10 protein-coding genes, 1 tRNA gene and 1 pseudogene are annotated in these 11,523 nt (G+C 61.2%); 8 read left to right on the top strand and 4 right to left on the bottom strand.

All coding sequences use genetic code 11. The features are described 5' to 3' along the window. Positions 1–77 precede the first annotated feature (77 nt). The 7 genes from metK to ABF859_RS14845 all read left to right on the top strand — a co-directional run bounded on the left by metK (position 78) and on the right by ABF859_RS14845 (position 6,394). Entirely contained in the window at positions 78–1,262 is a 1,185-nt protein-coding gene (metK, locus tag ABF859_RS14875) for a methionine adenosyltransferase (RefSeq protein WP_415528422.1), read from the top strand. Positions 1,263–1,277: 15 nt separating this feature from the next. After that, positions 1,278–1,973 carry a tRNA (guanine(46)-N(7))-methyltransferase TrmB gene (gene trmB / locus ABF859_RS14870; RefSeq protein ID WP_415528424.1) on the top strand — a complete coding sequence of 232 codons (696 nt, stop codon included), beginning with the start codon at positions 1,278–1,280 and terminating at the stop codon, positions 1,971–1,973. Between the two features lie 38 nt (positions 1,974–2,011). Further along, positions 2,012–3,652, top strand: a complete 1,641-nt coding sequence (locus tag ABF859_RS14865; RefSeq protein WP_415528421.1) for an electron transfer flavoprotein-ubiquinone oxidoreductase — start codon at positions 2,012–2,014, stop codon at positions 3,650–3,652. A 106-nt stretch (positions 3,653–3,758) separates the two neighbouring features. Further along, positions 3,759–4,508 (top strand): electron transfer flavoprotein subunit beta/FixA family protein, encoded by a 750-nt coding sequence (locus ABF859_RS14860; protein WP_415528423.1) that lies wholly within the window; start codon positions 3,759–3,761, stop codon positions 4,506–4,508. After that, positions 4,508–5,413: an FAD-binding protein gene (locus tag ABF859_RS14855; RefSeq protein WP_415528420.1), complete on the top strand. Its 906-nt coding sequence runs from the start codon at positions 4,508–4,510 to the stop codon at positions 5,411–5,413. Before ABF859_RS14860 ends, ABF859_RS14855 begins: the two co-directional genes overlap by 1 nt. Before the next feature lie 136 nt (positions 5,414–5,549). Next, positions 5,550–6,257 (top strand): signal peptidase I, encoded by a 708-nt coding sequence (gene lepB / locus ABF859_RS14850; protein WP_415528419.1) that lies wholly within the window; start codon positions 5,550–5,552, stop codon positions 6,255–6,257. A gap of 60 nt (positions 6,258–6,317) precedes the next feature. After that, positions 6,318–6,394, top strand: a tRNA-Pro gene (locus ABF859_RS14845). Between the two features lie 114 nt (positions 6,395–6,508). Here the strand turns inward: ABF859_RS14845 and ABF859_RS14840 are convergent. Together ABF859_RS14840 and hemH are read right to left on the bottom strand one after the other, a co-directional pair. Continuing rightward, complete coding sequence (locus ABF859_RS14840; protein WP_415528418.1) at positions 6,509–7,819, bottom strand: glycoside hydrolase family 68 protein; 1,311 nt, start codon at positions 7,817–7,819, stop codon at positions 6,509–6,511. Between the two features lie 407 nt (positions 7,820–8,226). Then, the gene (hemH, locus tag ABF859_RS14835) at positions 8,227–9,258 is read right to left on the bottom strand and encodes a ferrochelatase (protein ID WP_415528417.1); all 1,032 of its coding nucleotides are present in this window, start codon (positions 9,256–9,258) and stop codon (positions 8,227–8,229) included. Positions 9,259–9,717: 459 nt separating this feature from the next. Here hemH and ABF859_RS14830 point away from each other — a divergent pair, with 459 nt between their 5' ends. Continuing rightward, positions 9,718–10,140, top strand: coding sequence for a host attachment protein (locus ABF859_RS14830; RefSeq protein WP_415528416.1), 423 nt, complete (start codon positions 9,718–9,720; stop codon positions 10,138–10,140). 26 nt (positions 10,141–10,166) lie between these two features. Here ABF859_RS14830 and ABF859_RS14825 read toward each other — a convergent pair whose 3' ends face one another. Continuing rightward, entirely contained in the window at positions 10,167–11,261 is a 1,095-nt protein-coding gene (locus ABF859_RS14825; RefSeq protein ID WP_415528415.1) for an anhydro-N-acetylmuramic acid kinase, read from the bottom strand. Positions 11,262–11,281: 20 nt separating this feature from the next. Beyond that, positions 11,282–11,523, bottom strand: a pseudogene (locus tag ABF859_RS14820) (N-acetylmuramic acid 6-phosphate etherase); the annotation flags it as partial.

Genomic DNA, 11,523 nt, shown 5'->3' with positions numbered 1-11,523 from the left:
CCTCCCTGAATGCCACAGCCTGTCTGCCAAGACACCCTGTGGCCCTTCTCACCACTCATTCCCTGCGAGGTCCCTGAGTGCGCAATCACGGCGATTTCCTTTTCACGTCCGAGTCCGTTTCCGAGGGCCATCCCGACAAGGTGGCGGACCGCATTTCCGATACCGTTCTGGATGCCTATCTGCAGGCCGATCCGGAAGCGCGTGTTGCCTGTGAGACGCTGGTCACCACCAACCGCGTCATCCTGGCCGGTGAAGTCCGCGGCCCCAAAGAGGTCGAAGACACGCTGATCGACCGTGCCCGTGAAGCCATCAAGGACATCGGCTACGACCAGGAAGGTTTCTCCTGGAAGAAAGCCGACATCACCTCCTACCTGCACGCACAGTCCGCCGACATCGCCCAGGGCGTTGACAGCGGCAGCGACAAGGACGAGGGCGCTGGTGACCAGGGCATCATGTTCGGCTACGCCACGCGCGAAACCGAACACCTGATGCCTGCGCCGCTGTATTACGCGCAGACGATCCTCGAGCGCATCCGCGATTACCGCAAGAACGGTGACGCCCGCGGCGTCGGCCTTCTGCCGGATGCCAAGAGCCAGGTCACGCTGCGTTATGTCGATGGCAAGCCCGTTGGCGTCACGTCCGTCGTGATTTCCACGCAGCATGTCGAGGGCATGAGCCAGAACACGATCCGCGAGACCCTGCGCGACGTGGTCAACGGCATTCTGCCGGAAGGCTGGACCTGCCCGGAAGACGAGTTCTACGTGAACCCGACCGGCAACTTCGTCATCGGTGGACCGGACGGCGATGCTGGCCTGACAGGTCGCAAGATCATCGTTGACACCTATGGTGGCGCAGCCCCGCATGGTGGTGGCGCATTCTCCGGCAAGGACCCCACGAAGGTGGACCGTTCGGCAGCCTATGCCGCGCGTTACCTCGCCAAGAACGTCGTGGCCGCCGGCCTTGCCGACCGCTGCACGATCCAGCTCAGCTACGCCATCGGCGTGTCCAAGCCGCTCTCGGTCTATGTTGACCTCGACGGTACGGGCAAGGACGTGGACGAAGCCCGTCTGGGTGCGATCCTCAACGAAGTTGTGGACCTCTCTCCGCGCGGCATCCGCAAGCATCTGCGCCTGAACCGTCCGATCTACGTTCCGACCTCCGCTTACGGCCATTTCGGTCGTGCGCCGGATCCGGTTCTGGACAACTTCACCTGGGAACAGACCGATCTGGCCACCACGCTGCGTGGCGCGCTGAACCGGTAATCTGGCAGAAAACCCCTGGTCGAGTCTCTCAAACCCCAGCCGGAGCGGCTTTATGGCCGCCAGCGCGGCCATCCGCTCCGGGCACGGCAGCAGCACCTTCTTGAGAAGGCGCTGCCCCGGTTTTCCTTTACCTCACCGGAAAATCCCGCTGCGGGATTCTCCGATGCGGTCTCGCGCGTCTTTCTCGAAATCGGTTTTGGCGGCGGCGAACATGCCGTCGGTCAGGCCGAACTGAACCCGGATGTCGGCTATATCGCCTCCGAGGTTTTCGAGAACGGTCTGTGCTCCCTGCTTTCGCGGCTCGTGCCCGAAGGTGAGGAAGACACGGCTACGCCGCCGCCCCATTTCCGCATCTGGGCCGAAGACGCCCGCCTGCTGCTCAAGGACATGCCTGACGCATGTCTGGACCGGGCGTATCTGATGTTTCCGGACCCGTGGCCCAAGGCCCGGCACGCCAAGCGCCGCTTCGTGCATCCGGAAAACATCAAACAGATGCACCGCGTCCTGAAACCCGGAGCCATCTGGCGCGTCGCCAGTGACCATCCCGTCTATCAGGAGTGGGTCATGGAAGTGATGGGCCAGCAGGACCTGTTCGATGCGCCTCCCCCGGCCAAGGAACGTCCCGAAGGCTGGTCGCCCACGCGTTATGAAGCCAAGGCTTTCCGCGAAGGGCGCGTGCCGTTCTACTGGACTTTCACGCGCCGTCCCTGAAATCTCCAACCCTGTTATTCAGCGAGTTTCCTGACATCATGACCCAGATCGAACGCGAAGAAATGGAATTCGATGTCGTGGTGGTCGGTGGTGGTCCCGCCGGTCTGTCCGCCGCGATCCGCCTGAAACAGCTGATGCCGGATGCAGGCATCTGCCTGATCGAAAAAGGCAGCGAGATCGGCGCCCATATCGTCTCGGGTGCCGTCATCGAGCCACGCACGCTCGACGAGCTTCTGCCGAACTGGCGCGATCTGGGCGCCCCGCTGCGCACGCAGGTGACGGAAGAGCGGATGCTGTTCCTCACCGAGACGCGCTCGTTCGAGGTGCCCTATCTGGACCGCGTGATGCCGCAGATGGCCAATCACGGAAACTATGTCGTCTCGCTCGGCGAAGTCTGCCGCTGGCTTGGCGAACAGGCCGAAGCCCTTGGCGTGGAAATCTATCCGGGCTTCTCGGGCGCGGAACTCTTCATTGAGGACAACCGTGTCGCCGGTGTGATTACGGGCGATATGGGCATCGAGCGCAATGGCGAGCACGGGCCGAACTTCACGCCCGGCATGATCCTGCGCGCGAAGCAGACCATCCTGACCGAAGGGGCCCGCGGCTCCCTGACTGGCCATGCCATGAAGCGTTTCGGCCTGCGCAAGGGCGTCGATCCGCAGACCTATGGCCTCGGCGTCAAGGAAGTCTGGGAAATCCCGGCGGAAAAGCATCGCCCTGGGCTCGTGCAGCATAGTTTCGGCTGGCCGCTCGACGACCATACCTATGGCGGCGCCTGGCTCTATCATTTCGGGGAAAATCTGGTCAGCTTCGGTTTCGTAACCGGCCTCGACTACGCCAACACCTATCTCTCCCCGTTCGAGGAAATGCAGCGCACCAAGCTGCACCCGGCGTTCCGGGAGCATTTCGAGGGCGGCAAGCGTCTGATCTACGGTGCGCGCGCGCTGTCCGAAGGTGGGTTCCAGTCCATTCCGCGCCTGACCTTCCCGGGCGGTGTGCTGGCTGGGGATTCGGCGGGCTTCCTGAACGTGCCCAAGATCAAGGGCACGCATACGGCCATGAAGTCCGGCATGATCGCGGCCGAAGCTGTGGCCGAGGCTCTGGAAAAGGACAAGAAGGAAGCCGCCAGCATGACGGCGCGCGTTCGCCAGTCCTGGCTGTGGTCCGAACTGCGCGACGTCCGCAACATCCGTCCGGCTTTCGCCAAATGGGGCATGAAGCTCGGCGCGATCTATGCCGGGATCGACAGCATGATCCTGCGCGGCCGTGCGCCCTGGACGCTGCATCATCCACATGCCGATAACGAGACGCTGCGCCCGGCCTCGCTGTGCACGAAGATCGAGTATCCCAAGCCAGACGGGAAGATCACCTTCGATCGCGTCAGCTCGGTCTTTCTGAGCGGGACGAACCATGAGGAAAATCAGCCGGTTCATCTGAAGCTGCGCAATGAGGCCATCTGGCGCACCGTTAATCATGACGTGTTCGATTCGCCGGAAAGCCGCTACTGCCCGGCTGGCGTCTATGAGCAGGAACAGACGGCTGAAAATGCCTGGAAGCTCCGGATCAACGCCCAGAACTGCGTGCACTGCAAGACCTGCGACATTAAGGATCCGACGCAGAACATCGACTGGTGCACGCCCGAAGGCGGCGGCGGTCCGAACTATCCGGTCGGGATGTAATTTTCTTCCCACAAAAGGGCACAGCCAGAGCGGAATGTGACTTTTCCGGTCAGTCCCGCTACGGTGGCGCCCGTTTTTGTGGCGGCGACAGCAGCGAAAGATGACGATGAAAGTTCTGGTCCCAGTCAAACGGGTGGTCGATTACAACGTCAAGGTACGTGTAGCGGCCGATGGCAGCGGTGTCGAAACGCAGGGCGTGAAAATGTCCATGAATCCGTTCGACGAAATCGCGGTCGAAGAAGCGGTGCGCCTGCGTGAAAAGGGCGCCGCAAAGGAAGTCGTGGCCGTGACCATCGGCGCACAGGCCGCGCAGGACGTTCTGCGCACGGCCATGGCCATGGGTGCGGACCGCGCCATTCTCGTGCGGACGGACGACACGCTTGAGCCGCGCGCCGTGGCCAACGTGCTCAAGGCCATCGCCACGCGCGACGAAGCCGGTCTGATCTGCATGGGCAAGCAGGCAATTGACGACGACATGAACGCCACGGGTCAGATCCTGGCCGCAAAGCTCGGCTGGCCGCAGGGCACGTTCGCCAGCGCAGTGACGGTTGCCGATGGCCGCGTCGAAGTCGCTCGAGAGATCGACGGCGGCACGGAAGTCGTGTCCCTCACGCTCCCGGCCGTGATCACGGCGGATCTGCGCCTCAACGAGCCGCGCTATGCGTCCCTGCCGAACATCATGAAGGCCCGCAAGAAGCCGCTTGAGACGATCGAAATCGACAGCCTCGGCGTCGATACGGCGTCGCGCCTGACGGTGGTCTCCGTGGCCGAGCCGTCCGAGCGCAAGGAAGGCGTGAAGGTGAACAGCGCGGCCGAACTGGTCGAGAAGCTCAAGACAGAAGCGAAGGTGATCTGATGACCGCTCTTGTTCTGGTTGAAGTCGAAAACGGCGCGGTCCGTCAGGCTTCCCGTTCGGCCGTTGCCGCAGCCTCCCGCTTCGGTGCCGTCGATGCCATCGTGTTCGGAGACGGCGCACAGGCCGCCGCTGCCCTGCCGGGTGTAACGCGCGTCCTCAGCGTTCCGGCTCTGGTCAACGATCTGGCCGAACCCGCTGCCGACCTGCTGGCTGCCCGTGCGAAGGACTACAGCCACATCGTGGCCGCAGCCTCCGCCACCGGCAAGAACATCCTGCCGCGTCTGGCGGGCCTGCTGGACGTGCAGCCGATCCCCGATGTGGTCGAGATCAAGGACGCCGACACGTTCGTGCGCCCGATCTATGCCGGCAATGCCCTGGCGACGGTGCGCTCTTCCGACAGCATCAAGGTGCTGACGATCCGCGGCTCCAATTTCGATCCGGTTGCTGCCGAGGGCGGCTCCGCCACGGTTGAGACGGTCGAGGCTCCGGCCAGCGAAAAGTCGGTCTTCGTGAAGGTCGAGCTTTCCGCCTCCGACCGTCCGGAGCTGGAATCCGCCCGCGTGGTGATTTCCGGTGGCAAGGGCATGAAGGACGCAGCGAACTTCAAGCTGCTTGAACCCATCGCCGACAAGCTGAACGCCGCCATCGGCGCGTCGCGTGCGGCCGTGGATTCCGGTTTTGCCCCCAACGAGATGCAGGTCGGCCAGACCGGCAAGATCGTGGCACCGGAACTCTACATCGCCGTCGGCCTGTCCGGTGCGATCCAGCATCTGGCCGGCATGAAGGACAGCCGCGTCATCGTGGCCATCAATGCCGATCCGGAAGCGCCGATCTTCAAGGTCGCTGATTACGGGATTGTAGGCGATCTGTTCGAAGTTCTGCCGGAACTCGAAAAGGCGCTGTAAGACGCTCTTTCGCCGAAACGACAAAAAAGGGGCGCCCCATGACGGGACGCCCCTTTTTTCATGACAGGACCTGAAACAGGTTTAACTGGCACTCCGCCCCCCATAAGGCACTCTTCAGGGCACGGAGACCCTCATCATGACCCTGCGTAAGTTCACCCGCGACATCCTGTCCTTCCTGCCCGTCATTCTGGGCTTCCTGACCATTCACAGTGCTCTTGCCGCCGCCTACATCGTGCCTTCGGCCTCGATGGAGCCGACGCTGATGATCGGGGACCAGATTGGCGTCGTTGTCCCCTCCTACGGTCTCAGCACTGCCAACCTGCCTTTCGGGGATGCTCTCGGAGCATCGCCAGAAACGGGAGGACGCCTCTTCGGGCATCTGCCCCGTCGCGGAGACGTCGTCGTGTTCCGCGCCCCCGCCAATCTGCATCAGACCTGGATCAAGCGCGTCATCGGCCTCCCGGGGGACCGGATCGCGCTGGTGCATGGACACGTCATCCTGAACGGCACGGAACTGCCCTGGAAAGACAGGGGCCCCGCGCGTGAGGAAAGCCGCAGAGGCGTCTGGCTGCCCGCAGAGCGCTATGAGGAAACCCTGCCCGGCAATGTGCGGCACGATATCCTCAAACTGTCGCAGGACGGCGAACTGGATAACATTGCGCCTTTCACAGTCCCCGCTGGTCATCTGTTCGTCATGGGTGATAACCGCGACAATTCCGCCGACTCCCGCGTCAGTGTAGCCGACGGGGGCGTGGGGCTTCTGCCGGTCTGGAACCTTCAGGGGCAGGCCCGTGCCGTCCTCTGGTCATGGCGGCATCTTGGCCGAACCACACTCATTCTCTGATTTTTCGCCCTGGCCCCCTTGCAGGAAAGCGTTAACCCCTGTAGGAGAAGCGCCGTCGGCCGGAGTGTAGCTCAGCCTGGTAGAGCACTGTGTTCGGGACGCAGGGGCCGGAGGTTCGAATCCTCTCACTCCGACCAGCCGATAATTTCTCCAGAAATCGCTAAAACAGTTTCTTGGCCTCAGGCCAGCGCATTCCTGTGCCTGAAACGCAGAAAAATGCCCTCCCCCTTTCGGGAGAGGGCAAAATGGCTTCAGGAACGCTTGTCCCAGGCCGAAGAGGTCGGCCAGACGCCCTGGGCATAGACCTGCCCGTAAGCGTGGACTTCCGTCAGATAGGTCCGCTCACCATCGAGAACGATCTTCACCGTCGGCGCAAGCGTACCGCCGATGCGATAGGTCGCCGGATCCTGCGGATCAGCCGAACCCGGCTGCGGCAGGGTGTCGATGAAGGACTGCACGTAACCGGCGGGATCGACGAAATGCGAGTAGGTCTCGTACGGCGCCGAGGACGGATTGCCGAGCACGAGGCCGGACCCGTTCAGCGGGGCATACGGGCCGAAAATGCCGTTGCGCGACACGAAACCATACACACCATCCGGGCCCGTGCTGTTGCCGGTGAAGGTGGAGTGATGGGAGATCGTGAACAGATAGGTCAGACCGTCCTGGAACACGACATGCGGACGCTCAGTCTGGTCATTCACCCCGAGCGCGGTGACAAGCGCCGGCAGCATTTCCCACTGTGAGAAATCGCCCTTCGTGGAGTCGGATTTCAGGCGCGCAATACCGATCGCGGCCGCACCATACTGCGCACCAGCCGGAACGGTCGTGGCAGGCGGCACGAGGCCCATCTCGTCGGAACCGATGGTGAAGTTCCCGCGCATGCCCGGCACATTGCCTTCGAACAGGGCGTAGATCTGGTTGTCATCCGGATTGCGGAAGATGTGCGGATCACGGAAATCCCAGTACTGATCCTCGACAATGTTGGCATAGTTCACGCCATCGGCCTGGAACATGTCCGTGCAGACATCGAAGCCCTCGAACCACACACCATTGGCGTCTGCGAGGATACGGCCCGTCGTGTAGGACGGAACGGACTCGGACGGTGATTCATTGACGGACGTGTAGAACAGATCGACCGTGCTGCCGCTGTTCTCGCGCATGACCGCACAACCGGACCATTCCCAGCTCCGGGAATTGGCGCCTTCCTTGATGACACGGCCGCCGAACTTCCAGTCCGCGCCATTGCCGGTGCGGCTGTAGTAATAGCCGATATAGGAATAGTTGTTGCGGCTGTGCCAGCCCTCAACCGTATCGCCCGTTGCGGAGCGGTCGGCCACGAGGGCGAACATGACGTACCAGCCCTTGAAGGTCACGGTCTTGCCGTGAATGTCGCGCAGCAGCCAGGTGTCCCACTGCCACACATCGGAATCGATGACCGGGAACGCATAGTCGATGACCGGCATGGTCGTGGTCGGGTCATCGGTATGGATCTTCATCGCGTCAGCGATCGTCCAGCGCGAACTCGTCCGGGTTGCGCTCTGCGTGCTGGAAACAGCGTTCATGATTTTTCCCGTAAATGAAAATTGGAAAGAGTCAGACGGTTTCCAGAAACCGGAACAACAGACTGGTCCCAGTTCCCGGAAACATCGCAGAAGAAACATGAACAGGCCCTGTCTGGAGCTGTAATTTCTCCACAGGGCGTCGTGCCTTTCTTCTGAAACAGGCAATAAAAAAAGACCTCTCCTTTCGGAGAGATCTTTTTGTAAGAACTTTATCTCAAATTATTTTCTGAGCCATTTCCTGATGACGTTTTATGGCTCAATGCCATAGTTATAGGAAAAAGCTGCGCGCAATGCAAGCCGGAAAATGCTGTCCCCCTTCTCCGGTCCCTCACGCCGAAAGTTCACGGGCACAAAAAAACCCACCCGGTGACGGGTGGGTTCCTCAGGAAAGCTGAAGGTTCCTGCGCTCAGTTACGCTGGAAACCGGCCATTGCAGAACGGGAAAGTTCTTCCAGAAGATCAATCGCGCCCTTCGAGTCGTTCAGACACGGCACAAGGGCAAATTCTTCCCCTCCCGCTTCCATGAACTCTTCCCGAAGCTCGTTACCGATCTCATCCAGCGTCTCAAGGCAGTCCACCATGAAACCAGGCATGATAACGGCAATCTTCGTGATCCCCTGAGCCGGAAGGGCTTTGACGTAGGGCGCCGTATAGGGCTGGACCCATTCGAGCGGCCCGAAACGGGACTGGAATGTCAGGGGCATCTGCTCCTCACTCAGCCCCAGTGCCGCACGCAGCGCCGCAATCGTGCGCTCGCATTCATCCCGGTATGTGTCACCCTTTTCAATGCAGACCTTGGGAAGCCCATGAAAGGACGCCACAATCTGCTGCGGCCTGAAGCTCAGACCCGCAAGCGTGTCCTGCACGGACGTCTCAAGAGCGCGAATGAATGCAGGATGATCCGGAAATGACGGGACGGTCAGAACGGCGGGCTGACGACGCAGGCGCATAAGAGCCCGGAAAAGCTGATCATTGGCCGTTGCGGTCGTTGTCGCGGAATACTGCGGATAAAGCGCAATGCTGACGATCCGGTCACAGCCCTGATCCATCAGGCTCTCGACGGCCTTCGCAACGGAAGGGCGGCCGTAGCGCATCCCCCATTCGACAGGCACCCCCTCGGCCCGCAACCGCTCGGCCAGCCCTTCGGCCTGCCTGCGCGTATAAACCCGCAGCGGCGAGGCATTTTCTTCCTTATGCCAGATCCGCGCATAATTCGCGCCACTGGCAAAGGGGCGTTTTGTCAGGATGATACCCTGAAGGATGGGCTGCCAGATCAGGGGGGGGCTCTCGATGACACGCCGGTCAGAGAGAAATTCGCTCAGATATCGCCTTACCGAGAAATAGCCCGTGTCGTCAGGCGTTCCGAGATTGATAAGGAGAATACCGGTCCGGCCTTCTGGCGGAGGAGCGATACGGGGAGTTTTGTGAAGAAATGCCATAGTGCCCTCTACTGTGGAACCGGGCAGGCACTTAGGAAAGAGGGAAAGCGTCTGGAGATACGCGCCCCTTGCGGGACGCTATCGTCGATGCCTTACTTTCGCATAGGAAACATCCGGCTTCCGGGTCCCTTGCAACATAGTATAGGCAAACACCGCAACAGCGACTGTCATCGGACCAACATACGGCAGAAGAGTATTCGTCAGAGCCATACTTGCCTCCTTTGAGCCTTTGGAAAAGATTTTCTGGTGGGCTCGATTCAGAGATTGGGCACATCCTCATCACGTTTCAACAAAAAAATTCGGAATCCTTCAAAAAACATTCCCGAAAATGAAATATCCCCCTGTTTTCAGAACGTTGGGAGAATACGACTCTGCGTGACCTTGCCGGCTGGTCGCAACCATCCCATCTCAGGATTGTTACAGACGCATCGTCCGATTTCGAAAGAAGGATTTTCAGACATGGCTACACAGGACCCCGTCATTTACGTTGTTGCCGACGGCGAAAAAGCCCGTTTCCTGCGCCTTGAAGGCCCGCAGCTTCGCACGATTGCCAGCTTTGACCTCCACAAGGGCTCCAGTGCCGAGAAGGATGTCGGTTCCATCAAGGCACCGCACGAAAACCCCCACGAGCAGCTCAAGGAACACTTCACCCGCGATCTGGCCGGCCACATCAACAAGGCCGCACAGAACAGCGATGTCGAAGGCATCCTGCTTGTCGCTCCAGCGCAGGCGTCGCATGAAATCCGCGAACACCTCGACAAGCCGACGACCAAGAAGCTCTTCAAGACGGTGGTCAAGGACCTCGTCAACACGCCGGACCATGACCTGCTGAAGCATCTGGACCGCCCGGAAACCGGCTGGCCCGAACTCGCTTCCGTCTGAGTCCGTTCAGACCTGCGGGGAGACCGTCAGACGGTTCTCCCCGCGATGCAGGGCTGCCTCACCCCGGTCGTTCCCGGCCATGATGACGGCAGCCCCCGCAGATAACGGACAGCCAGAAGCCCGAAACACTGCGCTTCAAGGGCATCGCCGTCCCACCCCAGCACATCCACGGATGCCACAGTCCCCAGACGACGGCTCAACCCGTCCATCAGCATCGGGTTGTGACGGCCGCCTCCCGCGACGAACCAGGTCTCCGGTCTCACCGGAAAAACCGTCCGCGCCACGGCTTCGACCGTAAAGGCTGCTAGCGTTGCCGCACCATCTTCAGCAGACAGATCCCGCACACACGCCATAGCCTCAGGATGAAAGCTCAGGCGGTCCAGAGACTTGGGCATGGGGCGCGAAAAATACGGAATCGACAGCAGTTTCTCAAGAACGTCCTGACGGACCCTTCCCGACGCTGCCAGCACGCCCCCGAAATCACAGGGTTCGCCGGTATGCTGGAGCGCCCAGTCATCCAGCAGGGCATTGCCCGGACCGGTATCACAGGCCCAGACGCCCCGGTTTCCCTCCGCATCCAGTGCCCCCAGAACCGTCACATTGGCCACCCCACCAATGTTGAGGATCGCGACAGGACGCTGTTCCTGCTGAAGCAGAGCGGCATGAAACACCGGCACAAGCGGCGCGCCTTCCCCCCCGTTCTCCAGATCCCGTGTCCGGAAATCATGGACAACCGGCACGCCGCAAAGATCCTGAAGCAACCGGGCGTCCCCGATCTGCCAGCTCCGGCCGAGTTCGGGCTGATGCAGAATGGTCTGACCATGGAATCCGATGACCGCAGGCTCCAGATCCGGTGCCTCCTCGCGCAACAGACGCACCGCCTCCACATGCCGCAGCGTCAGATCCCGCGTGACCGCCAGAACCTCGGCGTCATCAGTTGCAAGACCGGCCGCACGATCCAGAAGATCGCGGGCCCGGGCGCGCAACTCCGGGCTGTAGGTCAGTGTCAGGGACGGCCCCATCCGACCGATGCGCGCGCCATCTGTCTCGATCAGGGCCGCATCCACTCCATCCAGGGACGTACCGCTCATCAGGCCAAGCGCCCAGACCATCCCGGGCATATCTACACTTCCAGCCGCGCTCAAAGCCCGGCAAGCGCCAGATGCAGATTGCCCTGACACCGCTCCAGAAGCGGCTCGATGTCTGCCAGAGCCACCCCACGTCGCACCAGAACCGCACGCTTGGTATTCCCCTGCGCCAGTTTCAGGGCTTCATGCGCCTCTTCGGCCGTTCCACCGGCCAGTTCCATGACCATCCGTTCCGCCCGCGCCTGAAGCTTGTCGTTGCTGATGCGCATATCCACCATGCGCCCACGATAGACAT

Source organism: Gluconobacter sp. (assembly GCF_047722525.1).
Taxonomy (GTDB): Bacteria; Pseudomonadota; Alphaproteobacteria; order Acetobacterales; family Acetobacteraceae; genus Gluconobacter.
The sequence above is the reverse complement of the archived record's forward strand: the minus strand, read 5'-3'. Positions and strand labels throughout refer to the sequence as shown.